25 protein-coding genes are annotated in these 25,658 nt (G+C 66.7%); 8 read left to right on the top strand and 17 right to left on the bottom strand.

The genetic code is table 11. The annotated features are described in order from the left end of the window. Positions 1-38: 38 nt before the first annotated feature. The 5 genes from CHB77_RS02095 to CHB77_RS02075 form a co-directional block, all read right to left on the bottom strand. Positions 39-527: a CinA family protein gene (locus CHB77_RS02095; protein WP_089386509.1), complete on the bottom strand. Its 489-nt coding sequence runs from the start codon at positions 525-527 to the stop codon at positions 39-41. Next, complete coding sequence (locus CHB77_RS02090) at positions 524-1,021, bottom strand: phosphatidylglycerophosphatase A family protein (RefSeq protein ID WP_423212861.1); 498 nt, start codon at positions 1,019-1,021, stop codon at positions 524-526. Before CHB77_RS02090 ends, CHB77_RS02095 begins: the two co-directional genes overlap by 4 nt. After that, positions 1,018-2,163 (bottom strand): bifunctional 2-C-methyl-D-erythritol 4-phosphate cytidylyltransferase/2-C-methyl-D-erythritol 2,4-cyclodiphosphate synthase, encoded by a 1,146-nt coding sequence (locus CHB77_RS02085; RefSeq protein ID WP_089386507.1) that lies wholly within the window; start codon positions 2,161-2,163, stop codon positions 1,018-1,020. The genes CHB77_RS02090 and CHB77_RS02085 overlap by 4 nt, the downstream gene beginning before the upstream one ends. Further along, positions 2,160-4,340 carry a phosphoribosylformylglycinamidine synthase subunit PurL gene (gene purL, locus CHB77_RS02080; protein WP_089386506.1) on the bottom strand — a complete coding sequence of 727 codons (2,181 nt, stop codon included), beginning with the start codon at positions 4,338-4,340 and terminating at the stop codon, positions 2,160-2,162. Before purL ends, CHB77_RS02085 begins: the two co-directional genes overlap by 4 nt. A gap of 303 nt (positions 4,341-4,643) precedes the next feature. Further along, a complete protein-coding gene (locus CHB77_RS02075) occupies positions 4,644-5,549 on the bottom strand; it encodes a LysR family transcriptional regulator (RefSeq protein ID WP_089386505.1) in 906 nt (301 codons plus the stop codon). A 149-nt stretch (positions 5,550-5,698) separates the two neighbouring features. Here CHB77_RS02075 and CHB77_RS02070 point away from each other — a divergent pair, with 149 nt between their 5' ends. From CHB77_RS02070 to ccmE, 3 genes are all read left to right on the top strand, one after another. Next, positions 5,699-9,088, top strand: coding sequence for an indolepyruvate ferredoxin oxidoreductase family protein (locus tag CHB77_RS02070; protein WP_089386504.1), 3,390 nt, complete (start codon positions 5,699-5,701; stop codon positions 9,086-9,088). A gap of 92 nt (positions 9,089-9,180) precedes the next feature. After that, entirely contained in the window at positions 9,181-9,993 is an 813-nt protein-coding gene (locus CHB77_RS02065) for a glutamate racemase (protein WP_089386503.1), read from the top strand. A 19-nt stretch (positions 9,994-10,012) separates the two neighbouring features. Continuing rightward, complete coding sequence (ccmE, locus tag CHB77_RS02060) at positions 10,013-10,462, top strand: cytochrome c maturation protein CcmE (protein ID WP_165456184.1); 450 nt, start codon at positions 10,013-10,015, stop codon at positions 10,460-10,462. On the opposite strand, the gene CHB77_RS02055 is transcribed toward ccmE, so the two are convergent. Further along, positions 10,459-11,004, bottom strand: coding sequence for a TetR/AcrR family transcriptional regulator (locus CHB77_RS02055; protein ID WP_089386501.1), 546 nt, complete (start codon positions 11,002-11,004; stop codon positions 10,459-10,461). The genes ccmE and CHB77_RS02055 overlap by 4 nt on opposite strands. An 85-nt stretch (positions 11,005-11,089) precedes the next feature. Here CHB77_RS02055 and CHB77_RS02050 point away from each other — a divergent pair, with 85 nt between their 5' ends. Then, positions 11,090-12,580, top strand: coding sequence for an MFS transporter (locus CHB77_RS02050; protein ID WP_089386500.1), 1,491 nt, complete (start codon positions 11,090-11,092; stop codon positions 12,578-12,580). A gap of 31 nt (positions 12,581-12,611) precedes the next feature. After that, positions 12,612-14,063 (top strand): TrkH family potassium uptake protein, encoded by a 1,452-nt coding sequence (locus tag CHB77_RS02045; protein ID WP_089386499.1) that lies wholly within the window; start codon positions 12,612-12,614, stop codon positions 14,061-14,063. Here CHB77_RS02045 and CHB77_RS02040 read toward each other — a convergent pair. Further along, positions 14,060-15,388 (bottom strand): peptidoglycan-binding domain-containing protein, encoded by a 1,329-nt coding sequence (locus CHB77_RS02040; protein WP_089386498.1) that lies wholly within the window; start codon positions 15,386-15,388, stop codon positions 14,060-14,062. The two genes, CHB77_RS02045 and CHB77_RS02040, sit on opposite strands and share 4 nt — an antisense overlap. Before the next feature lie 98 nt (positions 15,389-15,486). Between CHB77_RS02040 and CHB77_RS02035 the strand changes: the two genes are divergently transcribed. After that, on the top strand, positions 15,487-16,404 hold the full coding sequence (locus CHB77_RS02035) for a glycine--tRNA ligase subunit alpha (RefSeq protein WP_089386497.1): 918 nt from the start codon (positions 15,487-15,489) through the stop codon (positions 16,402-16,404). Here CHB77_RS02035 and CHB77_RS18860 read toward each other — a convergent pair. Then, entirely contained in the window at positions 16,379-16,438 is a 60-nt protein-coding gene (locus CHB77_RS18860; protein WP_423212866.1) for a hypothetical protein, read from the bottom strand. The two genes, CHB77_RS02035 and CHB77_RS18860, sit on opposite strands and share 26 nt — an antisense overlap. Before the next feature lie 4 nt (positions 16,439-16,442). On the opposite strand from CHB77_RS18860, the gene CHB77_RS02030 reads away from it, so the two are divergent. After that, a complete protein-coding gene (locus tag CHB77_RS02030; protein ID WP_423212867.1) occupies positions 16,443-16,865 on the top strand; it encodes a DUF6446 family protein in 423 nt (140 codons plus the stop codon). After that, entirely contained in the window at positions 16,865-19,165 is a 2,301-nt protein-coding gene (glyS, locus tag CHB77_RS02025) for a glycine--tRNA ligase subunit beta (RefSeq protein WP_089386495.1), read from the top strand. The genes CHB77_RS02030 and glyS overlap by 1 nt, the downstream gene beginning before the upstream one ends. 119 nt (positions 19,166-19,284) lie before the next feature. Here glyS and CHB77_RS02020 read toward each other — a convergent pair whose 3' ends face one another. The 9 genes from CHB77_RS02020 to CHB77_RS01980 form a co-directional block, all read right to left on the bottom strand. Further along, complete coding sequence (locus tag CHB77_RS02020; RefSeq protein WP_089386494.1) at positions 19,285-20,064, bottom strand: succinate dehydrogenase iron-sulfur subunit; 780 nt, start codon at positions 20,062-20,064, stop codon at positions 19,285-19,287. 12 nt (positions 20,065-20,076) lie between these two features. Beyond that, the gene (locus CHB77_RS02015; protein WP_089386493.1) at positions 20,077-20,904 is read right to left on the bottom strand and encodes a hypothetical protein; all 828 of its coding nucleotides are present in this window, start codon (positions 20,902-20,904) and stop codon (positions 20,077-20,079) included. 3 nt (positions 20,905-20,907) lie between these two features. Next, a complete protein-coding gene (locus CHB77_RS02010) occupies positions 20,908-21,204 on the bottom strand; it encodes a hypothetical protein (RefSeq protein ID WP_242626489.1) in 297 nt (98 codons plus the stop codon). 25 nt (positions 21,205-21,229) lie between these two features. Then, positions 21,230-21,598 carry a hypothetical protein gene (locus tag CHB77_RS02005; protein WP_176430299.1) on the bottom strand — a complete coding sequence of 123 codons (369 nt, stop codon included), beginning with the start codon at positions 21,596-21,598 and terminating at the stop codon, positions 21,230-21,232. Beyond that, the gene (gene sdhA, locus CHB77_RS02000; protein WP_089386491.1) at positions 21,598-23,400 is read right to left on the bottom strand and encodes a succinate dehydrogenase flavoprotein subunit; all 1,803 of its coding nucleotides are present in this window, start codon (positions 23,398-23,400) and stop codon (positions 21,598-21,600) included. The genes CHB77_RS02005 and sdhA overlap by 1 nt, the downstream gene beginning before the upstream one ends. An 8-nt stretch (positions 23,401-23,408) precedes the next feature. Continuing rightward, the gene (locus CHB77_RS01995) at positions 23,409-23,795 is read right to left on the bottom strand and encodes a succinate dehydrogenase, hydrophobic membrane anchor protein (protein WP_089386490.1); all 387 of its coding nucleotides are present in this window, start codon (positions 23,793-23,795) and stop codon (positions 23,409-23,411) included. Positions 23,796-23,809: 14 nt separating this feature from the next. Beyond that, complete coding sequence (gene sdhC / locus CHB77_RS01990; protein ID WP_089386489.1) at positions 23,810-24,202, bottom strand: succinate dehydrogenase, cytochrome b556 subunit; 393 nt, start codon at positions 24,200-24,202, stop codon at positions 23,810-23,812. Positions 24,203-24,420: 218 nt separating this feature from the next. Further along, the gene (locus CHB77_RS01985) at positions 24,421-25,455 is read right to left on the bottom strand and encodes a MaoC family dehydratase (RefSeq protein WP_089386488.1); all 1,035 of its coding nucleotides are present in this window, start codon (positions 25,453-25,455) and stop codon (positions 24,421-24,423) included. Beyond that, the gene (locus CHB77_RS01980) at positions 25,452-25,658 is read right to left on the bottom strand and encodes a DUF1737 domain-containing protein (protein WP_089386487.1); all 207 of its coding nucleotides are present in this window, start codon (positions 25,656-25,658) and stop codon (positions 25,452-25,454) included. The genes CHB77_RS01985 and CHB77_RS01980 overlap by 4 nt, the downstream gene beginning before the upstream one ends.

Raw genomic sequence — 25,658 nt, 5'->3', positions numbered from 1 at the left:
TCAGGCCGAAAGGGTGCGCCGGTCCGGTTAAGCGGCCGTTAACCTTGCGGGCGTTGCCAGCCGCTCAGGCCGTCCAGCAGCATCCGCAGCGCATGGTCCACCGTCGCCGCGCGGACCTGGTGCCGCCCGATCGCGCCGAATTCGACCGTTTCGGTCCGGGTGCCAAAGGGTTGCGCGATGCCAAAGCAAACCCGTCCTTCGGGCTTGTGTTCCGACCCGCCGGGTCCGGCGATCCCGGTGACGGCGACGGCGATTCCGGCGCCCGAATGGCGCAGGGCGCCCGATGCCATTTCGGCGGCGACCTGTTCGCTGACCGCGCCATGGGCAACCAGCGTGTCCGGCCGGACCCCCAGCATCTGCTGCTTGGCGGCGTTGGAATAGGTGACAAAGCCCCGGTCCACGGCATCGGACGATCCCGCCACTTCGGTCAGGGCGCCCGCGATCAGCCCGCCGGTGCAGCTTTCGGCGGTGGCGATCATCACGCCCCGCGCGCGGGCGGCGTCCAGGACTTCGGCGGCCAGCGTCACATCAGCACCCCATGGGCGACGGCCGCCGCCGCCATCGTCGCCAGCGCGGCAAAGATCCCCGCCCACAGATCGTCCAGCATCACCCCCGCCGTGTCGTGCCGGCGGTCGGCGCGGCCGACCAGCCATGGTTTCCAGATGTCGAACAGCCGGAAGAACAGAAAGGCCGCGACCCAGCCCGGATAGGGAAAGCTGTCGGCCGGAAGGCCCGCGGACCAGAACCCGAACGACGGCGCCATCAGCGCCAGCCATTGTCCCGCCACCTCGTCGATGACGATCTCGCTGCGGTCGGGGTCGGTCATCCCGGCGGTATAGCGCGGCACGACCCAGAACCCCAGCAGGATGACCAGTCCGGTCGCCAGGGCCAACAGGGGAAAATGCCCGGCGCGGTGCAAAAGCACCCCCATCGCGACCGCAACGGCCGATCCCCAGGTGCCGGGGCCGGGGCGCAGCAGTCCGGCATAGAACCAGGTGGCCAGAAGGCGGTCCATCCTCACGCCCCCATCAGAGCGGCGGTGGCGATGGCCGCGATTCCCTCGCGCCGCCCGGTAAAGCCCAGCCGTTCCGAGGTGGTGGCCTTGACGCTGATGCGGGCCGGATCCACGTCCATGATCTCGGCCAGGCGGGCCTGCATGGCGGCGGCATGGGGACCGATCCTGGGGGCTTCGCAGATTAGGGTGACGTCGGCATTGCCCACGGTGAAGCCGCGTTCGCGGGCCAGGCCGGCGGCATGGCGCAGGAAGATCGCGCTGTCGGCGCCCTTCCATTGGGGATCGCTGGGCGGAAAGTGGCGGCCGATGTCGCCCTCGGCCAGGGCGCCATAGATCGCGTCGGTCAGCGCATGCATTCCGACATCGGCATCGGAATGGCCCACCAGGCCCGCGTCATGGGCCACCTGCACGCCGCACAGCCAGACGTGATCGCCCGGTCCGAAGGCGTGGACGTCATAGCCGTTGCCAAGGCGAATATCCATCGCGATCCCCAGGATGCGTTCGGCCCGCGCGAAATCGGCGGGAAAGGTGATCTTCAGATTGTCCTCGGACCCCGGCGTGATCGCAACCGGGATTCCGGCCTTCAACGCCAGTTCCACATCGTCGGCGGCGTTTTCGGGATTCAGGCGATGCGCAAGGGATATCTGGTCCAGGGAAAAACCCTGCGGCGTCTGCGCGCGGTAAAGACCGTCGCGCGGGGCGGTGCCGGCCACGGTGCCGTCTTCGCCCCGCCACAGCGCATCAGTGATGGGCAAGGCCGGGGCCGCCGCATGGGCGCCAGCCTGCAACGCGTCGATGACGCCCCCGATCACCGCATCGCTGACCAGAGGGCGCGCGCCGTCGTGGATCAGCACATGGGTCGCCTGCCCGTCCAGCGCCTGAAGTCCCGCCCTGACGCTGGCCGCGCGGGTTTCGCCCCCGGTCACGATGGTGATTCCACCCACGAAATCATGGATGGCGCGCGCCATGTCGTCGGGATGGACGACCAGCACCACGCGGTCGAAGCCCGCAAAGGCCTCCAGCGACCGCGCCAGCACGCTGCGGCCGGACAGGGCGCGCCACTGCTTCGGCTCGCCCCCGCCCGCGCGGCTGCCGCGGCCGGCGGCGGTGATGATGGCGGCATAGCCCGAGGGCGCGCGGAGCGTCATGCGTGATCCGGCATGTCGCCCCGGATCGCCCGCGCAAAGGCGTTGCGATAGAGGTCCGACAATTCCGCCAGATCGCCTGCGTCATCGCCCATCTGCACGGCCATGCCGCCAAAGGTGCCGACCTGCGCGGCCGGCACGTCCGCAGCGTCAGCGGCCGCCAGCAGCGCCGCCGCGCCGTCGGGCGAACAGGCGACCAGATAGCGGGCCTGATCCTCTCCGAACAACCGCGCGAGGTCGCCGCTGTCCAGACGCACGCCGATGCCCGCGGCCTCGGCCATCTCGAACGCGGCCAGGGCCAGCCCGCCGTCGGACAGGTCGGTCGCAGAGACCACATGGGCGCGGTTGGCGCGCAAAAATTCGCCATGCTTGCGTTCCGCCGCCAGATCGACCGGGGGCGCGTCGCCCTCCTCGATCCCGAAGGCCTCGGCGGCCAGCGCCGACTGGCCCAGATGGCCCCGCGTTTCGCCGATGACAATCGCCACGTCACCGTCATCCGGAAGGCCAGCGATCAGGTCCGACAGATCGTCGATCAGGCCCACGCCGCCGATGGTGGGGGTGGGCAGGATACCCTTGCCGTCGGTTTCGTTATACAACGACACGTTCCCCGACACGATCGGGAAATCCAGCGCGGCGCAAGCCTCGCCGATGCCCTTGATGGCGCCCACCAGCTGCCCCATGATCTCGGGCTTTTCGGGGTTGCCGAAGTTCAGGTTGTCGGTCGTGGCCAGCGGTCGCGCGCCCACGGCGGACAGGTTGCGATAGGCTTCGGCCACGGCCTGCTTGCCGCCCTCGAAGGGGTTCGCCTTGACATAGCGCGGCGTCACGTCGCTGGTGAAGGCCAGCGCCTTGTTCGTGCCGTGGACGCGCACCACGCCCGCGTCCATGCCAGGGCGGCGGATGGTGTCGGCGCCGACCTGGGTGTCGTATTGTTCCCAGACCCAACCCTTGTGGGCATAGGACGGCGATCCGATCAGCGCCCGCAGCGCCTGGATCGGCGTGATCGCGGGCAGGTCGGGCGCGGGACCGGCGGCGGGTGCTTCCACCCAAGGCCGGTCGTATTCCGGCGCGGATGAGGACAGCTTGGACAGCGGCAGGTCGGCCTTGACCGCGTTGCCGTGCAGGATCAGGAAGCGGTCCTCGGCGATGGTCTCGCCCACGATGGCGAAATCCAGATCCCATTTCTCGAAGATGGCGCGGGCCTCGGCTTCCTTCTCGGGCTTGAGGACCATCAGCATCCGTTCCTGCGATTCCGACAGCATCATCTCATAGGCCGTCATGTTCGTCTCGCGCTGCGGCACGGCGTCCAGGATCAGCTTGATGCCCAGTCCGCCCTTGTCGCCCATCTCGACCGCCGAACAGGTCAGCCCCGCCGCGCCCATGTCCTGAATGGAAATGACGCTGTCCGTCTGCATCAGTTCAAGGCAGGCTTCCAGCAGGCATTTCTCGGTAAAGGGATCGCCGACCTGAACCGTGGGGCGCTTGTCCTCGATCGTGTCGTCGAACTCGGCCGATGCCATGGTCGCGCCGCCCACGCCGTCGCGGCCGGTCTTGGCGCCCAGATAGACCACCGGCATCCCGATGCCCGACGCGGCCGAATAGAAGATCTTGTCCGCATCGGCCAGGCCCGCCGCAAAGGCATTGACCAGGCAGTTGCCGTCATAGCTGCGGTGGAAACGCACCTCTCCGCCGACGTTCGGCACGCCGAAGGCGTTGCCATAGGCGCCGATGCCTTCCACCACGCCCTTGACCAGATGCGCGGTCTTGGGATGTTCGGGACGGCCAAAGGACAACGCATCCATCGCGGCGATGGGCCGCGCGCCCATGGTGAACACGTCGCGCAGGATGCCGCCCACGCCGGTCGCGGCGCCCTGATGCGGTTCGATGTAGCTGGGGTGGTTGTGGCTTTCCATCTTGAACACCACGGCCTGCCCGTCCCCGATGTCCACCACGCCCGCGTTTTCGCCCGGACCGCAGATCACCTGCGGGCCGGTCGTCGGCAGGGTGCGCAGCCATTTCTTGGACGACTTGTAGGAACAATGCTCGTTCCACATGGCCGAAAAGATGCCAAGCTCGGTAAAGGTCGGCTCGCGGCCGATGATGTCCAGGATGCGGTCGTATTCGTCGGGCTTCAGCCCGTGCGCGGCGATCAGGTCGGGTGTGATCGTCGGTTCATGCATCGCGGTGCCTTCCTGCCGGGGTGTCTGGCGCCTTTTATGGCGTGGCAGGCGGCATGGGAAGGGACAGCCCGGACCGCAGGGCCAAAAAAAAGCCGGGCACAAGGCCCGGCCCAAGTCCAACAGGGAGGTAGAAGGTGACGCGCGATTACGCGGATCATCGCCTTCTACGCCCGATTTATGGGCAGGCCGTGAACCGTTCAAGGTCTTTCCCGCTGCACAGGCCGCATAGCGGACATGCAGGCGGGGAATGGCTTGCAGGGATGGCTGGTCCGGCGGCGCCGCGCCTGCCCGCGGGCGGTCAAGTCAGGTCAGCAAGGCCTCGCTCTGACGGCGGCGATAATCCTGGATTTCCTCCAGCACGAAATCGCGGAACACGGCCACGCGCCGGGTCTGGCGCAGTTCTTCGGGATAGGCCAGAAATACCGGAACCTCGCCGGATTCGACGTCGGGCAGAACACGGACAAGCTGCTTGTGGTCGGCGGTCAGATAGTCGGGCAGAACGCCGATCCCCAGCTTTGCCAATACCGCCTGCAAGACGCCAAAGTAGTTGTTCACCGTCAGGGTCGATCCGATGTTCTGGGCCATGATTTCCTGAACAAGCCGCGCGCCCGCCGCGACCTGGGGCTGGTCAGGCTTTTGGCAGATCAGCCGGTGGGGGGACAGATCCGCCATGGTCCGGGGCACCCCTGCCTTGTCCAGATAGTCCTGCGTGGCATAAAGGCGCATGCGGATGTTCAGCAGGCGGCGGCGGATCAGGTCGGACTGGCTGGGTTCCTTCATGCGGATGGCCACGTCCGCTTCGCGCATGGGCAAATCCAGCAGGCGTTCTTCCAGCATCAGGTCGATCTTGAGATCGGGGTATTTCTCGTACAGCTTGACCAGGCGCGGCGCCAGCCACAGCGACCCGAACCCAACCGTGGCCGTGACCTTCAATTCGCCGAACACATGCTGTTCGCTGTCGCGGATGCGCGCCGATGCCGTGTCCAGCTTGCGCGCCATCGACGATGTGGCATCGAACAGCAGTTCGCCCTGTTCGGTCAGAATCAGTCCTCGCGCATGGCGGTGGAACAGGGTCGTGCCCAGCGATTCCTCCAACGCGCGGATTTGCCGGCTGACGGCCGACTGGGACAGGTGCAGCGTATCCCCCGCGTGGGTCAGACTGCCCGCATCCGCGACAGCGTGAAAGATTCTGAGCTTGTCCCAGTCCATGCTGTTACAATCCTGCGGCGTCTGCCATGCGTTTTTTGCAGACCTAACCGGAATGCAGCATTCCGGCAAGAGAAAGCGGCTGCGACCTTTTTTCCTTTGTCGGTCAGCAAACCTGACCTATAATGCGGCAAGGTGGAGGAGACCCCGACATGAGCAAGCAAGAATTCTCGCTAGCCGACCGCTTCGATCTGACGAAACCGCAGGTGTTGCTGAACGGCACGCAGGCCCTGGTGCGGCTGATGCTGATGCAGGCGGCGCGCGACAAGGCGGCTGGATTGAACACGGCGGGTTTCGTCACCGGCTATCGCGGATCGCCGCTGGGGGGTGTCGATCTGCAAATGATGCGCGAAGGCAAGCGGCTGGGGGAATCGAACATCCTGTTCCAGCCCGGCCTGAACGAGGATCTGGCCGCGACCGCCATCTGGGGCAGCCAGCAGGCCGAGTTGCGCGGCGAGGGGAAATACGACGGCGTCTTCGCGCTGTGGTATGGCAAGGGGCCGGGCGTGGACCGTTCGGGCGACGTGATGCGCCACGCCAACATGGCGGGCACATCGCCCCATGGCGGCGTCGTGATGGCGATGGGCGACGACCATACCGGCGAAAGTTCGTCCGTGCTGCACCAGTCCGACTGGGCGATGATCGACCGCTATATCCCGGTGCTGTCGCCGGCGGGCGTGCAGGAAATCCTGGATTACGGCCTTTACGCCTTTGCCTTGTCGCGGTTCGCGGGCGTCTGGACGGGGCTGAAGACCATGAAGGACACGGTCGAGGCGACATCCGTCGTCAACGGCGATCCGTTCCGGCTGTCCTTTGTCGCCCCGCAGTTCGCCATGCCCGACGGGGGGCTGAACATCCGGCTGCACGACACGCCCGTCGCGTCCGAGGCGCGGATGATCGATTACAAACGCTGGGCGGCCGAGGCGTTTTCCCGCGCCAACAAGATCGACCACAAGGTCTGGGGCAAGCCGGGCGCCCGGATCGGTTTCGTCGCGGCGGGCAAGAACTGGCTGGATCTGGTCCATGCCCTGTCGCTTTTGGGCATCGACGAGGACGAGGCCGAACGGCTGGGTCTGACCACCTACAAGGTCGGGCAGACCTGGCCGCTGGACATGAAGTCGTTCCAGGAATGGTCCGAAACGCTGGAACTGATCGTCTGCGTCGAGGAAAAGCGCAAGCTGATCGAGGTCCAGTTGAAGGAAGCGATCTTCGACAACCGCCACGGCCGCCGCGTCCACGGCTGGAAGCACGACCGCACCGGCGCGGAACTGTTTCCCACCCGCTATGCGCTGGACCCTGTGATGATCGCCCAGAAGATCGGCGAAATCCTGATCGAGGAGGGCCGCGGCACCGACCACATCAAGGCGGGCCTGACGCGTCTGGCCGAGGTGCGCCGGGCCGACAACGCCCCGGAAATCGCCACGCGGACGCCGTGGTTCTGTTCGGGCTGCCCGCACAACAGCTCGACCAAGCTGCCCGAGGGCAGCCGCGCCTATGCGGGGATCGGCTGTCACTACATGGTGCAGTGGATGGACCGGGAAACCACCGGGTTCACCCACATGGGCGGCGAGGGCGTCAACTGGGTCGGCGAGGCGCCGTTCAGCAAGACCAAGCATGTGTTCCAGAACCTGGGCGACGGCACCTATAACCATTCGGGATCGCTGGCGATCCGCGCGGCCATCGCGGCGGGCACCACGATCACCTACAAGATCCTGTTCAACGACGCCGTGGCGATGACCGGCGGCCAGCCGAACGAAGGGGGCCTGACCGCGCAGCAGATCGCCGAGGAGCTGGTGGCGATGGGCGTCAAGCCCCTGGTCGTGGTTTATGACGAAAAGGAAGACGTTGACCGCAAGCAGTTCCCGACGGGCCTGCGGTTCGAGGAACGGGCCGAACTGATGGCCGTCCAGCGCGATCTGGCGGAAACGCCGGGCGTCAGCGCGATCCTGTACATCCAGACCTGCGCCGCCGAAAAACGCCGCCGCCGCAAGAAGGGCGCCTTCCCCGACCCCGACCGCCGCGTCTGGATCAACCCCGAGGTCTGCGAGGGCTGCGGCGACTGCGGCGTGCAGTCGAACTGCGTGTCGATCGTGCCGCTGGACACCGAACTGGGCCGCAAGCGCCAGATCGACCAGTCGTCGTGCAACAAGGATTATTCCTGTCTGAAAGGATTCTGCCCCAGCTTCGTGACGGTCGAAGGCGGCACGCTGCGCAAGCCCAAGGCGGAATCCTTTGACATTCCCGACCTGCCCGCCCCCGCCCTGCCCGCGATCAGCGGCACCCATAACGTCGTCATCACCGGCGTCGGCGGCACCGGGGTCGTAACCATCGGCGCGGTGCTGGCCCAGGCCGCCCATATCGACGGCAAGGGCGCGGGCATGATGGAAATGGCGGGCCTGGCCCAAAAGGGCGGCGCGGTCCACATCCACCTGCGCCTGGCCGACCGCCCCGAGGACATCAGCGCCATCCGCGTCGCGGTGGGCGAGGCCGACTGCATCATCGGCGGCGATCTGGTGGTGACGGCGGGGGCCAAGACCATCGGCCTGATGACCAGCGGCCGCACCGGCGCGGTGGTCAACGACCACGAGATCATCACCGGCGACTTTACCCTGAACCGCGATTTCCGGGTGCCGTCCGACCAGTTGAAGCTGTCGCTTCAGGCGCGGCTGCGCGACCGGGTGGCGTTCTTCGACGCCAACGACCTGGCGCTGCGGATGCTGGGGGATTCGATATACTCGAACATGCTGGTGCTGGGCGCGGCCTGGCAGCAGGGTCTGTTGCCCCTGAGCCTTGGAGCGATCGAGGAGGCGATCCGGCTGAACGGCGCCAAGGTCGCGGAAAACCTGCGCGCCTTCCAGATCGGCCGCTGGGCCATGGCCTTTCCCGACCAGACCCGCAAGCCCGCCCCGGTGACGCAGCTTCCCCCCGATCCCATCGCCTATCGCGAGGCGCGGCTGATCGGATACCAGGGCCAGCGGTTGGCCCGGCGGTTCCGCAAGCTGGTCGATGCGGCGCCCGCCCCCCTGCGCGAAAGCGTCGCGCGCGGATACTACAAGCTGCTGGCCTACAAGGACGAATACGAGGTCGCGCGGCTGCACCTGACCACCGCCCGGCAGGTCGCGGAACAGTGGGACGGCGATACGAAGCTGACGTTGCATCTGGCCCCGCCGATCCTGTCCGGCAAGACGGCCGAGGGACGCCCCAAGAAACGCGAATTCGGTCCCTGGATGCTGACGGCCTTCAAGGTGCTGGCCCGGATGAAGGGCCTGCGCGGCACGCCCTTCGACCCCTTCGGCCATACCGCCGAACGCCGCCACGAACGGGCCATGATCCGCGAATACGAACGCGACATGCGCGAGGTGCTGGCCAAGGTGACGGACGCCACCCTGCCCGTCGCCATCGAGTTGGCCGAACTGCCCCTGACCGTGCGCGGCTTCGGCCCGGTCAAGGAACAGGCGGCGGCGGTCGCGGCGGTCCGCCGGGCCGAATTGCTGGCCCAATTCCGCAGCGGTCAGGCCCCCCTGCAACAGGCCGCGGAATGACCACCTTTCGGTGACAACCCGATCAAGGTCATTTCCAAGAACCGCGATGCGTCCTAGAAAGGCGCCTCGCGGGGCAGGCACGGGGTGGCAGCATGGCAGTAGGCGTCTTTGATTCGGGGCTGGGCGGGCTGACGGTCCATCAGGCCATCGCCGCGCGCCTGCCGGATCTGCCGCTGGTCTATCTGGGCGACAACAAGCATACCCCCTATGGCGTGCGGGACGCCGACGACATCTTCGACCTGACCTGCGCGGGTGTGGAACGGCTGTGGCAGGAAGGCTGCGATCTGGTGATCCTGGCCTGCAACACCGCGTCTGCCGCCGCGCTGAAGCGGATGCAGGAAAAATGGCTGCCCGCCGACAAGCGCGTGCTGGGCGTCTTTGTCCCCATGATCGAGGCGCTGACCGAACGCCGCTGGGGCGACAATTCCCCCCCGCGCGAGGTCGCGGTCAAGCACGTCGCCCTGTTCGCCACCCCCGCGACCGTCGCCAGCCGCGCCTTTCAGCGGGAACTGGCCTTTCGCGCCGTGGGCGTCGATGTCGAGGCGCAGCCCTGCGGCGGCGTGGTGGACGCCATCGAGATGGGCGACGAAATCCTGGCCGAGGCGCTTGTGGCATCCCATGTCGAGGCGCTGTTGCGCCGGATGCCCCACCCCGAGGCCGCCGTGCTGGGCTGCACCCATTATCCATTGGTCCAGGACGCATTCCAGCGGGCGCTTGGTCCCAGGGTGACGGTGTTCAGCCAGGCCGGGCTGGTCGCCGAAAGCCTGGCCGACTATCTGCACCGCAGGCCCGAATTCCTGGGGCCGGGCACGCAATCCAGGAACCTGACGACCGGCGATCCGGTTCGCGTGTCGGGCAAGGCCACGCAGTTCCTGCGCCGCCCGATCCGGTTCGAGGCAGCATGAGGGCATCGGCATGGCTGGCATGAAATCCCTGAAGAAACGCCGCCGCATCCAGGTGATCGCGGCGACCACGGTCGCGCTTTTGATCGCGGTGGTGCTGATCGGCTATGGCTTTCGCGACGGCATCAACCTGTATCGCTCGCCCACGCAGGTGGCCGACACGGCGCCCGACCCGGATGAGTATTTCCAGTTGGGCGGGCTGGTCAAGGAAGGCTCGGTCGTCAACCGCGACGGGGTGGAATTCGATTTCGTCATCACCGACGGCGCGGCGGAAATCCCCGTCAGCTATGTCGGACGCGACCCCCGCCCGGACCTGTTCGGCGAAGGCCAGGGCACCATCGCCAAGGGCTATTACCGCGACGGTCGGTTCGAGGCCCGCGACCTGCTGGCCAAGCACGACGAAACCTACATGCCCAAGGAGGTCGTCGATACGCTGAAGGCCACCGGCGTTTATCAGGATCCGAACAGCTAGGCCGACGGATCCAGCAATCCGGCGATGTCGTCGAACACCGCCTGCCATTCGGCGTCCCCCTGCGGCATGAAGCGCAGGAAATGCAACAGGAACGCCCCCTCGCAGGCAAAGAAGGCCAGCCGCGCCCGGCGTCCCTCGGGGCTGTCGGCGTCCAGCCCCGCCAGCCGTTCCCGATACCACCCTTGCGTCGAGGCCAGGTGTTCCGGCGTCTGCATCAGCCCGGCCATCAGGCTTGCGGCCTTGGACATCGACACCTCGTCCGCCTCTCGGGTCGCGGCGACATGGGCGCGCAGGCGGCGCAGGGGATCCGCGCCATCGCCTGCGGCTGCCGAAAATTTTGCGTCGTAATCCCGGTTCCACCGGTCGAACATCGCGTTGATGATGTCGTCCTTGGTGCCAAAGGCGTATTGCACGCCACCCTTGGTGATCCCGCAGGCCCGCGCCAGCGTGTCGATGGTCAGCGCCGCCGCGCCTTGGCGCCGGACGATCTCCTCGGCCGCGTCCAGCAGCCTGTCGCGGTCGATGCTGCGTGGCCTTGCCATCACGCCCCTTTCATTTCCATACGATCGTATTTAAACTAACCCCGAGCGACTCGCCACCCCGTCGCGCTTCATTGTCCGGTGAACCATGACCGCCCGTTCCCCCTGGCTTGTGCTGGGCATCGTGTCCAGCGCGCTGTTCCTGATCGTCGTGGACATGACGGTGCTTTACACGGCGCTGCCCACGCTGACCCGCGACCTGGACGCGTCGGCTACCGAAAAGCTGTGGATCGTCAACGTCTATTCTCTGGTGGTGGCGGGGCTTTTGCCCGGCGCGGGGGCGTTGGGCGACCGTTACGGGCACCGCCGGATGTTCATGATCGGGCTGGTGATCTTTGGCGCGGCCTCGCTGGCGGCGGGGTTCGCGCCGTCGTCGGCCCTGCTGATCGCGGCGCGCGCGGGCCTGGCCGTGGGGGCGGCGGCGATGATGCCCGCAACGCTGTCGATCATTCGCCACACCTTCGACGACCCCGGCCAGCGTGCGCTTGCCATCGGCATCTGGGCGGCGGTCGCCTCGGGCGGGGCGGCGTTCGGGCCGGTGATCGGCGGCGCGCTGCTGGAGCATTTCCACTGGGGCGCGGTGTTCCTGGTCAACCTGCCGGTGGTGGCGGTGGCCCTTGTGCTGGCGGCGCTGCTGGTGCCTGCGGGCGGGGCGCATGGCCATCACCCCTTCGATCCGCTGGGGTCGGCGCAGATTCTGGTGGGCCTTGTCGGCATGACGCTGGCCATCAAGGAGATTGCCAAGCCCCAGCCCTCGGCCGTCGTGATGGTCGCGTCCGCGCTGATCGGAGCCGCCGCGCTGGCGCTGTTCCTGCGCCGCCTGCGCTGCCATGCCGATCCGATGATCGACCTGACGCTGTTCCGCGATCCGCGCTTTGCGGGCGGGGTGATCGGGGCGGTCGTTTCGGCGGCAGCCCTGCTGGGGGTCCAGCTTGCGATCACCCAGCGGCTGCAACTGGTCGATGGCCTGTCGCCCCTCCAGGCTGGCCTGTACATCCTGCCGGTTCCTTTGGCGGCCTTCGTGGCGGGGCCGGTGGCAGGGCTGATGCTGGCGCGCGTGGCTGCGGGGCGTTTGCTGGCCGTCGCCCTGGCGGTCAGCGGGACGGGCGTCCTGATCTATTGGCTGGGCCTGGGCCATGCGGGGGCCGAGCTTGCGGGATTTGCCGTTCTCGGCGCGGGCATCGGCGCGGCGATGACCGCCGCATCGTCGGCCATCATGCTGAACGCGCCCGCGAACCGGGCGGGCATGGCCGCATCCATCGAGGAGGTGTCCTATGAACTGGGCGGCGCCTTCGGAATCGCGATCCTGGGCAGCCTGATGGCGGGGATCTACAGCGCGGCGTTCCTGGCTGCGGGCCGGGGTTTCGAAGCCGGTGCGGCGGATTCTCTGGACGGGGCGCTGCTGCTGGCCCCCACCCTGCCCCCGGACCAGGCGCGACGCCTGCTGGAGATTGCCAACGGCGCATTCGACCAGGCCACCGGCGCGGTGGCGCTGGCGGCGGCCGTCGCGCTGCTGGGGGCCGCCCTGTGGGTCGGGCGGATCAACCGGGCGGATCGGGGGCGCCCGCAGCCTGCTTGACGGCCACCGGCAGGCGGGGCAAGCAGGCAGCATGATCGACCTTCGCCCCGTGGCCCATCCGATCGGCAAGATCATCGTGACCCTGGGGGTTGCGATGGTGTTTCCGATGCTGGTGGACTGGTGGCAGGGCAATCCGCACTGGGTCGTGTTTCTGCAATCCGGCGCCCTGACCGTCGTGGCGGGCACGCTGATTTCGGTGGCGACCTGGGGCGATTACAAAAGCCTGTCGATCCAGCAGGCGTTCCTGCTGACCTCGGGGCTGTGGGCGGTGCTGCCCTTGTTCGGCGCCCTGCCCTTTGTGCTGGGCCAGCCCGATGCCGGTTTTGTCGACGCCTATTTCGAGGCGATGTCGGGCGTGACCACCACCGGCACCACGGCCTTTCCCAATCTGGACGACCTGCCCAGGGGCACGCATCTGTGGCGCGCCCTGTTGCACTGGATCGGGGGGCTGGGCATTGTCGTCGTCGCCATGGTGTTTCTGCCCATCATGAAGGTCGGCGGGATGCAGTTCTTCCGGTCCGAGGGCTTCGATACGCTGGGCAAGATCCTGCCCCGCGCCGGAGAGATCGCGGCCGAGATGACCCGCATCTATGTGATGCTGACCGGGTTCTGCACCGTGACCTATCTGCTGCTGGGCATGAACGGCTTCGATGCCATCGTGCAGGCCTTCGGCACCGTGTCGACCGGGGGGTTTTCCAATTACGATGCCAGCTTCGGCGCCTTTCTGGGTCCGCTGGAATGGGCAGGGTCGTTTTTCATGATTCTGGCGTCGATCCCCTTCATCCGGCTGGTGCAGGCGATGCACGGGCAGGTCACGCCGATCTGGCGGGACGCGCAGATCCGCGCCTATCTGCGCTGGATCGGCTATGCCTGCGCCCTTATCCTGATCTATCGGATCGTGGTGGTCCGGCAACAGGGCACCTTTGCCGAGATCGTGCGCGAAACCGTCTTCAACGTGGTCTCGACCTTTTCGGGGACCGGCTTTGCCTCGACCAACGTGCTGGAATGGGGGCATCTGCCGCTGGCGATCCTGATTATCTGCGGGCTGATCGGCGGCTGCACCGGATCGACCGGCTGTTCGGTCAAGGTGTTCCGCTATCTGGTGCTGTTCCAGGCGGTCAAGGCGCAATTGCGGCGGATGCATTCGCCGCACCGCGTCTATGCCCTGCGCTACGAAGGGCGCCCGCTGAGCCAGGACGTGATCGATTCGGTGATGGCCTTCTTCACGCTGTTCATGCTGACCTTTGGCCTGCTGATCGTGGGGCTGTCGCTGACCGGGCTGCACCCCCGCACGGCGTTGACCGCCGCCTGGACCGCCATCGCCAACATCGGCCCCGTCTGGGGTCCGGAAATCACCGCCAACGGCTCCATCGCCGAATTCCCCGACAGCGCCAAATGGCTGATGACCCTGGGCATGTACCTGGGCCGGCTGGAACTGGTGTCGGTCCTGGTCCTGCTGCTGCCGCGGTTCTGGCGGGGTTAGGGGTTGTCCTGACCGGGCAAGGCGGGCGGTGCGGCCGGATCGTTCGCCGCCGGCCCCTTGCGCGCAAGGCTGTCCGACATTTCGGCCGCGATCCGTGCCTGGCCCTGCGCGTCCGCCGCAGGCCAGATCAGCACGAAGCCCTCGGCCCGGCCGTCGCGGACCCAGCCTTCGGCGCGGCCGATATGCGCGTCGTTCGCGCCCTCCAGCAGGATATAGCCCGGCTGGATCGTGCGGACAGGCTGGGGCACCCAGCCAAGGGCCGTCACCAGCCCCGACAGATCCAGCAGTTCCTGTTGTCCGCCGGGCTGGCTGAACAGGATCAGCGCCGCGCCGGATCCGTCCCTGGGACCATAGATCGACAGCGCGCGTTCCGTCCGGTCGAAGGCCAGCCGGTCCATCGGCGCCAGCAGGGACAGGCCAGTTGCCGGATCGTCCAGCGTGTCCAGCCCCATTTCGGCCCGCCAGGCGTCGCGGCGGGCGATCAGGTCGGCCATGGCGGTGCCGGGATCGGTGGATGTCCGGCTGGCCAGGATTTCGGCGGCGATGGCCTCGCGGGTGCGGGGTCCGGTCCGGCCGTCGATCTCTCCGTCATAGACCCCCGCCCACCGCAGCGCGCGCTGCACCTGATCCATCGGCGGCATGGCGGCGGCGGATGCGGGGGGCGCGGGCAGGGCGGGTGCCTCGCCTGCCTGGATCACCGGGCCAAGGTCGGCGGCATCCGCCACAAAGGCATCGTTCGGGACCAGATCGCCGGACTTGAAGACCCGCAGCCAGGCATCGGCGGCGGCAGGATCCAGCGGTCCCAGCGTCACCCCGAACCAGCCGTTCGGCAGCGCCGCCAGCCCCGACTCGGGGAAAGCGCGGCGCCATTCGGCCAGCGCGGCATCGGCATCGGCCCGCGCCTGCACGGCTTGCAGCCGGATATAGGCGCCCGGCGCGGGCAGGTCGGGCTGCGGGGCGGCGGGTTCGGCAACCTCGGGCACGGCCTCGGTCGGCGCAGGCTGTGCCCCGGCCCCCTCGCCCACCGGGGTCAGCGCCACATCCGCGCCCGGCACGGCCACGAAACTGTCCTGCGGGATCTGCCCGGCCTCTTTCAGCGCGCCGACCCGTCGCTCCGCTTCCTCGGGCGTCAGCGGTCCGATGGCGATGGCCGTCCAGCCGCGCGGCAGCGGGAAGGTCACCACATCGTCAAACCGTTCGGCCCATCGGGCCGCCGCCTGGGATAGGTCGCCCGCCCGTTTGGCCTCGATGCGGATCACGGCGTCCTGCGCCCATGCCGCCGCCGGCAATCCCGCCGCCATCACCAAGAAAGCCAGTCGCCGCATTGCCGTCCCCTTCAAGCTGATGGCCTTTATTGACCCTGTTCCCCGCCCCGCCTAGAAGGCCGCAAGCCCAGACCGATCTATGCAAAAGGACGGCCCCGATGACCAGCCCCAACCGACCACGCAGCTTTCAGGAGGTGATCCTGCGCCTGCAATCCTATTGGGCGGCCCAAGGCTGCGCCATCCTGCAACCCTATGACATGGAGGTCGGCGCGGGCACATTTCATCCCGCCACCACGCTGCGCGCCCTGGGCGGACGGGCCTGGGCCGCGGCCTATGTCCAGCCCTCGCGCCGCCCGACCGACGGGCGTTATGGCGAAAACCCGAACCGCTTGCAGCACTATTACCAGTATCAGGTCATCATCAAGCCGTCGCCGCCCGGCTTGCAAGACCTGTATCTGGGCAGCCTGCGCGCCATCGGCCTGGACCCGATGGTCCATGATGTCCGCTTCGTGGAAGACGACTGGGAATCCCCGACCCTCGGCGCCTGGGGCCTGGGGTGGGAGGTCTGGTGCGACGGGATGGAGGTCAGCCAGTTCACCTATTTCCAGCAGGTCGGCGGCCACGACTGCCGCCCCGTGTCGGGCGAGCTGACCTATGGGCTGGAACGGCTGGCGATGTATGTGCTGGGCGTGGAACACGTCATGGACATGCCCTTCAACGACCCCGATGCAGCCATTCCGCTGACCTATGGCGACGTCTTCCGCCAGACCGAACGCGAATATTCCCGCTGGAATTTCGATCAGGCCGATACGCAGATGCTGTTCGACCACTTCAAGGACGCCGAGGCCGAATGCGCCCGCATCCTGGCCGCCGACCCGGTGGACGGCGCAGGCCGCACCATCCCGATGGCGCACCCGGCCTATGACCAGGCGATCAAGGCCAGCCACATCTTCAACCTGTTGGATGCGCGCGGGGTCATCAGCGTCACCGAACGCCAGGCCTATATCGGCCGCGTCCGCGCCCTGGCCAAGGGCTGCGCCGACTTGTTCGTCACGACCGAGGAGGCCCGGACATGAACGGCAAGATCATCGGCATCGGCCTGCCGGCCATCGGCGTGATCGCGGGCGGCGGCTTGTGGTATTTGCAGGAATACCATTTCTACAACCGTCTGCCCGCCGCCGAAACGATCACGGTGCAGACCGCCAGCGGCCCGGAAACCCTGCCCGTGACCGGCTTTCAGGGCATCGACGCCGACAATTCCCCGCTGCGCTGGCGGGCCTGCGCGGTGCTGGCCGCGCCCCCCGTCGATCCCGTCCCGTTCCAAGGCGCGACGCCGCTGGGCACCCCCGGCTGGTTTGACTGCTTCGACTATGGCCGCCTGACCGAGGATCTGGAATCCGGTGCCGCCCAAGCCGTCCTGTCCCAGTCCGAAATCCGCCCCGACGTGGACCGGGTGCTGGCGATCTATCCCGACGGCCGCGTCTATGGCTGGCACCAATACAACGACAAGACCCCGGAACGCGGAGTGATGGACTGATGCCCGACCTGCTGATCGAACTGTTTTCCGAGGAGATCCCCGCCCGGATGCAGGCCCGCGCCCGCCAGGATCTGAAAAGACTGGTGACGGACGGGCTGGTTGGCGCCGGGCTGACCTATGCCTCTGCCGGGGCATTCTCTACCCCCCGCCGCCTGGTGCTGACGGTCGAGGGGCTGACGGCCAACAGCCCGACCACGCGCGAGGAACGCAAAGGGCCGCGCACCGACGCCCCCGACGCCGCGCTGGAGGGTTTCCTGCGCTCGACCGGCCTGACCCGCGATCAGTTGACAGCGCGCGACGACAAGAAGGGCCAGGTCTGGTTCGCGGTGATCGAACGCGCGGGCCGCCCTGCATCCGACATCGTGGCCGAGGTGCTGGACAGCACCATCCGCAATTTCCCCTGGCCCAGGTCGATGCGCTGGGGCGCGGGCACCCTGCGGTGGGTGCGCCCGCTGCATTCGATTCTCTGCCTGCTGTCGGACGAGGCGGGTTCCACCGTGGTCCCCCTGACCGTCGAGGGCATCGCGGCCGGCAACACCACGCGCGGCCACCGCTTCCTGTCCCCCGACGCCTTCACCGTCACCGGTTTCGATGACTATGCCGCGAAACTGCGCCGCGCCCATGTGATCCTCGACAGCCATGAGCGCGAAGATGCGATCCGCCAGGCCGCCGGAAACCTCGCCTTCGCGCGGGGATGGGAGATCGTCGCCGACGACGCCCTGCTGGCCGAGGTTGCGGGCCTTGTCGAATGGCCCGTCCCCCTGATGGGCGTGATCGAGCAACGTTTCCTGGACCTGCCGCCCGAGGTGCTGCAAACCTCGATGAAGGAACACCAGAAGTTTTTCTCGGCCCGCAATCCGAAAACCGGCCGGATCGAGGGCTTTGTAACGGTCGCCAACATCGAGACCCCGGACGACGGCGCCACGATCCTGGCCGGAAACCAGCGGGTTCTGGCGGCTCGGTTGTCGGATGCGGCGTTCTTCTGGCAGAACGACCTGCGCGAGGCGAAGGCGGGGATGCAGGCATGGGCCGAGGGGCTGAAATCCGTCACCTTCCACAACAAGTTGGGTTCGCAGGCGGACCGGATTGAACGGATTGCCGCCTTGGCGCGAGAGATCGCGCCGTTGGTCGGTGCTGACCCGGACCAGGCCGAACAGGCCGCGCGCCTGGCAAAACTGGACCTGCGCAGCGCCATGGTCGGAGAGTTCCCCGAACTGCAAGGCACCATGGGCCGGTATTACGCGCTTGCTGCGGGTGAGGCTGACGCCGTAGCCGACGCCGCCCGCGACCACTACTCGCCGCTTGGCCCGTCTGATGATGTGCCGACCGCGCCGGTTTTGGTGGCGGTGGCACTGGCCGACAAGATCGACACGCTAACGGGGTTCTGGGCGATTGATGAGAAGCCGACGGGATCGAAGGATCCCTTTGCACTCCGTCGCGCGGCTTTGGGCGTTATCAGATTGGCTCTTGAAAACAATACGCGATTTACGCTTCGTGATATTCTATTTGAAGCGCGAGGTATTTCAATTGGGCAAGAATACAAATCTGGTGTGAAAGAACTTACACAAAAGCTCTTAAAAGATTATGAAGCTGCCGAAGCTACGATCGCAGAACTTAATGCCTTAGATGAGGGTGAAGTTTGGCACTTGAATCAAATTCTTGAGAAACAAGAAAATACTACGCGAATCGTATCAATTGAGCAGGCGAGACAGGTTGCGGAAGCATATTTTGGTCGATTTAGTTTTGTGGAAAATCAAGCCAGTCGGCTTTTGATTGATGACCTCCTCTCTTTCCTCCACGACCGCCTCAAGGTCTATCTCCGCGACCAAGGCATCCGCCACGACATCATCGACGCCGTGCTGGCGCAGCCCGGCAATGACGACCTCGTGCTGGTCGCGCGTCGTGCCACGGCGCTGAACGCCATGCTGCAAACCGACGACGGCAAGAACCTGACCCAGGGCCTCAAGCGCGCTGGAAACATCCTGGCGCAGGCCGAGGAAAAGGACGGCGTCGAATACAGCTTCGGCGCCGACGCGAAGTTCGCGGAAACCGAACAGGAACGCGCTCTGTTCGCCGCCCTCGAGACCGCCGAACCGGCGATCAAGCAGGCCATCGCGACGGAAGACTTCCCCGCAGCCATGACCGCCATCGCCCATCTCCGCGCGCCCATCGACGCATTCTTCGACACCGTTCAGGTCAACACCGACCACCAGATCGTGCGCCGCAACCGCCTGAACCTGCTGCACCGCATCCGCGCCGCAGGCCGGCAGATCGCCGACTTCACCAAGGTCGAAGGCTGACCAACCCCATCCTTCAACGCGAAAGGGCCGAAGCCTTCCTGCTCTGGCCCCGTCTTCTTCACACAAATATCCCGCGGGGGTCCGGGGGCGCGAAGCCCCCGGTTATCGCGGGACGCACATCACACCATCCGGTCGACCATCATGTGCTTGATCGACGCGATCGCCTTGGCCGGGTTCAGCCCCTTGGGGCAGGTGTTGGTGCAGTTCATGATCGTGTGGCAGCGGTACAGCTTGAAGGGATCCTCCAACTCGTCCAGCCGCTCGCCCGTGGCCTCGTCGCGGCTGTCGATGATCCAGCGATAGGCGTGCAGCAGCGCGGCCGGTCCCAGATAACGGTCGCCGTTCCACCAATAGGACGGGCAGGCGGTGGAACAGGACGCGCACAGGATGCATTCATACAGCCCGTCCAGCTTCTTGCGGTCCTCGATCGACTGCTTCCATTCCTTGCCGGGCGTGGGCGACTTGGTGATGAGGTAGGGGTTCACCGACGCGTGCTGGGCATAGAAATGCGTCAGATCCGGCACCAGATCCTTGACCACCGGCATGTGCGGCAGCGGATAGATCGACACATCGCCCTTGACCTCGTCGATGCCATAGATGCAGGCCAGATGGTTGCCGCCGTCGATGGTCATGGCGCAGGATCCGCAGATCCCCTCGCGGCAGGACCGGCGAAAGGACAGGGTCGGATCGATCTCGTTCTTGATCTTTATCAGCGCGTCCAGAACCATCGGCCCGCATTTGTCGGTATCGACGAAATAGGTGTCAAGGCGCGGGTTTTCCCCGGTATCCGGATCCCAGCGATAGATGACGAACTTGCGCACGTTGGTCGCGCCCTCGGGCTTGGGCCAGGTCTTGCCGACCCGGATCTGGCTGTTCTTGGGCAAGGTGAACTGGACCATGGGGTGCTCCTCTCAGGAAGTGCCTTCGGCTTGCGCCGTGAAAAGATGTCCGGTGCGCGCGACAAGATCGACGACCTTGCCATGCGCATTGGGGTTCAGCGACAGGCCGTTCAGCCTGCGCAGGAATTCCGTGGCCCCGCCATTCAGGCGGCTGTTGGCCGGTCCGTCCAGCGGCTCCAGCGTGTCGATCAGGGCGTCGGCCAGCCCGACATGGCGCAACAATTGCCGGCCGGGGCGTGTCGGATGCATCTCGTCCTCCAGCTTGAAGCGGGTCACGCCGACCTGTGCCCCCAGGCGGCGGATCAGATCGCCCCATCCGGGAAGATCGGCGGTCTCGGCCTCGAATTCAACAAGGCTGCGGCGATAACCGTCGGTCCGCACCGCCTGCGCCCAGACCGACGGACGCCAAGCCTTTTGGTTGCGCGTGTAAACCACGAAATCCACGGCGAAATCCTGCGCCTCGGCCATCAGCAGCGCGGCGATCTGCGGCAGAGCCGGATAAAGCCGCGTCTCGCCCCCGTTTCCGGGCATCGCGCCGGCCAGGTTCTCGTGGCTGACCAGCACGGGCAGGCCCTTGCCGGGCAGCGTGTCCAGCACCGCGCGAAACGCCAGACGCAGCGCCTGCGCGCGATCCGCGTCGGGCGCTAGGCTGTAACCGATGGCCGCCCGGCCCAGGGGGCGCATGGGCGATCCTTCCTCGGGCGTGCGGATCACCAGATGGCCCGCCAGCGCATCGGCGTTGCGGCGCAGATGCCGCTGGATCGCGGTGCTGCCGGTCTTCTGAACGCCCAGGTGAACGATCAGCCGCCGTGCCCCCTGCCCCTTTTCCACGCCCGCCATGATTCAGCCCGTCCAGCCCGGCTGGTCGGCCAGCGGGCGACGCGGCGGCTGGCCCGACCGGCGCTGCACACAGCGGTCATAGACCTGGGACGGATCGCGCCCCATCAGATAGTCGCCCGACAGATCGACCGACACGCTGCCGAAGCCGCGGGTATCGCCGTCGAAACCGGTGCCGATGCCGACGGCGACGTTGGTGCGCGGGCGTTGGGCCAGTTCCGCGTCGCGCAGGCAGGTCAGTTCGGCCTGTTCGACCGGGACCGGGCCGCAGGCGGCCACGATCCCGATCAGAGCCAAGGCCATGTGTCCCGCCCGCGCGCGCATCCCATCACGCCGTGCGGGCCGCCGCGGCGATGCACTGCGTGGTCGCGGGGCGCGAGACGATGGCCGCCACGCTGTCCGCCGTGCCCGAAACACCCGCGCGCGAGGCCTGGGCGATGTCGATCAGTTCCGCCGTGGTGGCGTTGTTGACGACGCAATCGGTATAGGGCGCGACGTTGGCGCCGGGCAGGCGCTTTTCCATCTCGGCGTTGATGACGGTGCGGGCCACCTGGCGCGAGGCCGCGTCAAGCACCGTGGGCGTCGTCACCACGGCCGACGGCGGGGTCGTCACGGTGGTCGCGGGCGGAACCGGGGCCACGCAGCCCGCCAGGGCGGCGGCGGCAAGACCCAGTGCGGCGTAAGTCTGGAAACGCATCAATAAACCCTTTTCTTGGGAGCAATCTTCTTCAGGTCGATCCCGCCATCTTCTTCCCTGGTCAAAGGGTCCAGATGAACGGGGCGGTAATCCAGTTTAACCGCGTTTCCGTCCACCCATGCAAGCGAGTGCTTGCGCCAGGTGGCGTCGTCCCGCTCGGGCCAGTCCTCGTGGGCATGGGCGCCGCGGCTTTCCTTGCGCGCCTCGGCCGCGACGATGGTGGCCAGGGCATTGGGCATCAGGTTGGTCAGTTCCAGCGTTTCCATCAGGTCGGTGTTCCAGATCAGCCCCCGGTCGGTGACGCGGATGTCGTCCATCCGCGCGGCGATGGCGGTCATCTTCTGGGCGCCCTCGGCCAGGGTCTTGTCGGTGCGGAACACCGCCGCGTCGGCCTGCATGGTGCGCTGCATGTCCAGCCGCAGGTCCGCCGTGGGGGTGGCGCCATCGGCATGGCGCAATCCGTCGAAACGCGCCAGCGCCTGGTCCACCTGGGCCTGATTGGTTTCCGGGATATGGCCTTCGCGATCGATCACCTGGCCCGCGCGGATGGCGGCGGCGCGGCCAAAGACCACCAGGTCGATCAGGCTGTTCGACCCCAGCCGGTTGGCGCCGTGGACGGACGCGCAGCCCGCCTCGCCCACGGCCATCAGGCCGGGAAAGATCGCATCGGGGTTTTCGGCGGTCGGCGCCAAGACTTCGCCCCAATAGTTCGTGGGAATGCCGCCCATGTTGTAATGGACCGTGGGCAGGATCGGGATCGGCTGCTTGGTCACGTCCACGCCCGCAAAGATCTTGGCGGATTCGCTGATGCCGGGCAGGCGTTCTGCCAGGGCCTCGGGAGGCAGGTGCATCAGGTTCAGGAACATGTGGTCCTTGTCGGGACCGACGCCGCGACCCTCGCGGATCTCGATGGTGATGCAGCGCGACACGACATCGCGCGAGGCCAGATCCTTGTAGGTCGGGGCATAGCGTTCCATGAACCGCTCGCCTTCGCTGTTGGTCAGGTATCCGCCCTCGCCCCGCGCCCCCTCGGTAATCAGGCAGCCACTTCCATAGATGCCGGTGGGGTGGAACTGCACGAATTCCATGTCCTGCAAGGGCAGGCCCGCGCGCGCCACCATGCCGCCGCCGTCGCCGGTGCAGGTATGGGCGGACGTGGCGCTGAAATAGGCGCGGCCATAGCCGCCCGTGGCCAGCACCACCATCTTGGCGTTGAAGACGTGGATGGTGCCGTCGTCCAGTTTCCAGCAGACCACGCCGGTGCAGGCGCCGTCCGTCACGATCAGGTCGATGGCGAAATATTCGATGAAGAATTCCGCGTTGTTCTTCAGGGACTGGCCATACAGCGTGTGCAGGATCGCGTGGCCCGTGCGGTCGGCCGCCGCGCAGGTGCGCTGCACCGGGGGCCCTTCGCCGTATTCGGTGGTGTGGCCGCCGAAGGGGCGCTGATAGATCTTGCCTTCTTCCGTGCGGGAAAACGGAACGCCGTAATGTTCCAGCTCGTAGACGGCCTTGGGCGCCTCGCGCGCCAGGTATTCCATCGCGTCCGTGTCGCCCAGCCAGTCCGACCCTTTCACGGTGTCGTACATGTGCCATTGCCAGCTGTCCGGTCCCATGTTCGACAGGGATGCGGCGATGCCGCCCTGGGCGGCGACGGTGTGGGACCGGGTGGGAAAGACCTTGGTCACGCAGGCGGTGCGCAGGCCCTGTTCGGCCATGCCCAGCGTCGCGCGCAGGCCCGCGCCGCCAGCGCCCACAACGACCACGTCGTAATCATGCGTATGAATGTCGTAAGCAGCCATGATGCCCCTCAGATCGCGACGGTGGCCAGCGTCATCCTGGCCAGCGCGAATACCGCCGCCGCGATGACCGCCCAGGAAAAGACCACCGAAACGATGATCGCCACCTTGCGCGCCGTGTGTTGGAAATAGTCGTCGATCATGATCCGGGTGCCCTTGATGAAATGCATCATGCCCACGACGATGAACAGCGCCGTGATAAGCGCCGGATAGGGACGCCCGAAATAGGCCACCAGATCGAGATGCGGCAGGCCGATGGCCCGGCCGATCACCAGCAGGAAAGCCGGGGTCAGCAGGACCAGGGCGCAGGACGTGACGGTCAGGAACCAGTGATCCTGGGTGCCGCTGTGGGCCGAACCCAGGCCCTGTGCCGCCTTGCGGGGGGTGATGTAGCGCATGGTGTCCTTGGCCCTCACACGAAGAAGAACAGGATCAGCGAGATCAGCGTCAGCACGACCGATCCGATGATGATGGCCCAGCTTGCGTTCCGCGCCTCGTCCACCATCAGGCCGACCCCCGCGTCATAGAACAGGTGCCGGATGCCGGACAGGGTGTGGAACCACAGCGCCCAGGCCGATCCGGTCAGCACGACAAAGCCGATCCAGGACCGCACGACCCAGTCGGCGGCGGCAAAGGCGCGCGGTCCGCTGACGGCGGCGACCAGCCACCACACCAGCAGCACGATCCCGGCGACAAGCGCGTGTCCGGTGATCCGCGTCAGGATCGACGCGACGGCCGCCACGGGCAGGCGATAGACCTGGAGATGGGGGGAAAGCGGCCGGTTGCCCCGGTTCACATCGGCCATGATGCGGCGCTCCTTTGTCGGTTCTGGCATGAACCCGTCGCAGGCACTGGGCTGGCCTTGCGGGCTGGCGATTGGCGTGTGTTCTGTCGAGTCTTGTCGCATCTGTCATCCGCAGATACCAGACGCGCGATCGATTTTCCGCGCAATCGGGACTTTGTGATCACGCAAATCGCGCCCGTGATCACAAAGCCGATGCTGCGCTGCCGCGCAACGGGATTCTAGATCGGGATCAGCGCCCAGTAATCCAGATCCAGCAACACCTGAGGGCGATAGCGGCCGTTGCCGTCCTTCAAGGCATGATCGCCGCTGTCGCCCTTGGTCGCCACCAGCCGCAGGCGGATCGCGCCGACGCCTGGCGCGTCGGTTTCGGCCTTGTCCAGAACCTCGGACCAGGCGCGCACCGTATCGCCCGCAAAGCACGGGTTGGCATGGGCGCCTGCGTTCAGCGCCACGATCATCTGCGCATTGGCAAGCCCGTTGAAGGACAGCGCGCGGGCCATGCTGATGACATGGCCGCCATAGATCAGCCGCCTGCCATCGTCGCGGTGGGTGGCGTCGAAATGCACCTTGGCGGTGTTTTGCCACAGGCGCGTGGCCAGCATGTGCTCGGCCTCCTCGATGGTGACGCCGTCCAGGTGGTCGATCGTCTCGCCCACCCGGTAATCGCCCCAGCGATGCGGTTCCCCGGCAAGATCGAAGTCATAGCCGGTGAAATCCAGGCCCTCGGGGATCACCAGATCGGCGGGCGCGACGACCGGGGCCAGGTCGGGCACGACGGTTTCGGGCGCGGGCGCATCGGCGTCGCGTTTGCGCACCATGACCCAGCGCACATAGTCCAGCACGGGTTCGTCCCTCTGGTTCAGCCCGCGCGTCCGCACCCAGACCACGCCCGACTGGCCGTTGCTGTTCTGCCTCACGCCGATCACCTGCGATTCCGACCGCAGCGTATCGCCCGGCCAGACCGGAGCCAGCCAGCGGCCCTGGGCATAGCCGAGGTTCGCCACTGCGTTCAGGCTGACATCGGGCACCGTCTTGCCAAAGACGATATGGAACGCTAGCAGGTCGTCCATCGGGCTGCTTTCCAGCCCGCAGTTCGCCGCGAATTCGTCGCTGGAATACAGCGCATGGCGCGCCGGGTACAGCGCGTGATACAGCGCCCGTTCGCCCTCGGCCACGGTGCGGGGAACGGCGTGGCGGATCACCTGGCCCAGCCGGTAATCCTCGAAGAAACGGCCGGGATTGGTCTTGGTCATTGGCTCCCCAACTTCATGTCGGGGTGATAGTCGGCCTGAACCTGCTTGGTGACGGCCTGGCCCATGCGCATCACGCCCTGGACGGGATCCCAGGCCATCGTCGGGCCGCCATGCAGCGACCAGCCCTTTGACAAGGCCTCGCTGACGCGGTGGCAAAAGCGGGACGTATCATCCTCGGTGATGCAGCGGTAAAGGGTGGTCAC

This window comes from Paracoccus sediminis (genome assembly GCF_900188295.1).
Taxonomy (GTDB): Bacteria; Pseudomonadota; Alphaproteobacteria; order Rhodobacterales; family Rhodobacteraceae; genus Paracoccus; species Paracoccus sediminis.
This window is presented reverse-complemented; position numbering and strand designations above follow the sequence as displayed.

Excerpts from the sequence above, each read along its gene's own strand:
- CHB77_RS02070 (WP_089386504.1), top strand. The coding sequence starts at position 5,699 with ATGAGCAAGCAAGAATTCTCGCTAGCCGACCGCTTCGATCTGACGAAA.
- glyS (WP_089386495.1), top strand. The coding sequence starts at position 16,865 with ATGCCCGACCTGCTGATCGAACTGTTTTCCGAGGAGATCCCCGCCCGG.
- CHB77_RS02045 (WP_089386499.1), top strand. The coding sequence starts at position 12,612 with ATGATCGACCTTCGCCCCGTGGCCCATCCGATCGGCAAGATCATCGTG.
- CHB77_RS02040 (WP_089386498.1), bottom strand. The coding sequence starts at position 15,388 with ATGCGGCGACTGGCTTTCTTGGTGATGGCGGCGGGATTGCCGGCGGCG.
- CHB77_RS02085 (WP_089386507.1), bottom strand. The coding sequence starts at position 2,163 with ATGACGCTCCGCGCGCCCTCGGGCTATGCCGCCATCATCACCGCCGCC.
- CHB77_RS02005 (WP_176430299.1), bottom strand. The coding sequence starts at position 21,598 with ATGCGTTTCCAGACTTACGCCGCACTGGGTCTTGCCGCCGCCGCCCTG.
- CHB77_RS02015 (WP_089386493.1), bottom strand. The coding sequence starts at position 20,904 with ATGGCGGGCGTGGAAAAGGGGCAGGGGGCACGGCGGCTGATCGTTCAC.
- CHB77_RS01995 (WP_089386490.1), bottom strand. The coding sequence starts at position 23,795 with ATGCGCTACATCACCCCCCGCAAGGCGGCACAGGGCCTGGGTTCGGCC.
- ccmE (WP_165456184.1), top strand. The coding sequence starts at position 10,013 with ATGAAATCCCTGAAGAAACGCCGCCGCATCCAGGTGATCGCGGCGACC.
- sdhA (WP_089386491.1), bottom strand. The coding sequence starts at position 23,400 with ATGGCTGCTTACGACATTCATACGCATGATTACGACGTGGTCGTTGTG.
- CHB77_RS02035 (WP_089386497.1), top strand. The coding sequence starts at position 15,487 with ATGACCAGCCCCAACCGACCACGCAGCTTTCAGGAGGTGATCCTGCGC.
- CHB77_RS02020 (WP_089386494.1), bottom strand. The coding sequence starts at position 20,064 with ATGGTCCAGTTCACCTTGCCCAAGAACAGCCAGATCCGGGTCGGCAAG.
- CHB77_RS02065 (WP_089386503.1), top strand. The coding sequence starts at position 9,181 with ATGGCAGTAGGCGTCTTTGATTCGGGGCTGGGCGGGCTGACGGTCCAT.
- CHB77_RS02010 (WP_242626489.1), bottom strand. The coding sequence starts at position 21,204 with ATGGCCTTGGCTCTGATCGGGATCGTGGCCGCCTGCGGCCCGGTCCCG.
- CHB77_RS02075 (WP_089386505.1), bottom strand. The coding sequence starts at position 5,549 with ATGGACTGGGACAAGCTCAGAATCTTTCACGCTGTCGCGGATGCGGGC.
- CHB77_RS01985 (WP_089386488.1), bottom strand. The coding sequence starts at position 25,455 with ATGACCAAGACCAATCCCGGCCGTTTCTTCGAGGATTACCGGCTGGGC.
- sdhC (WP_089386489.1), bottom strand. The coding sequence starts at position 24,202 with ATGGCCGATGTGAACCGGGGCAACCGGCCGCTTTCCCCCCATCTCCAG.
- purL (WP_089386506.1), bottom strand. The coding sequence starts at position 4,340 with ATGCATGAACCGACGATCACACCCGACCTGATCGCCGCGCACGGGCTG.
- CHB77_RS02055 (WP_089386501.1), bottom strand. The coding sequence starts at position 11,004 with ATGGCAAGGCCACGCAGCATCGACCGCGACAGGCTGCTGGACGCGGCC.
- CHB77_RS02050 (WP_089386500.1), top strand. The coding sequence starts at position 11,090 with ATGACCGCCCGTTCCCCCTGGCTTGTGCTGGGCATCGTGTCCAGCGCG.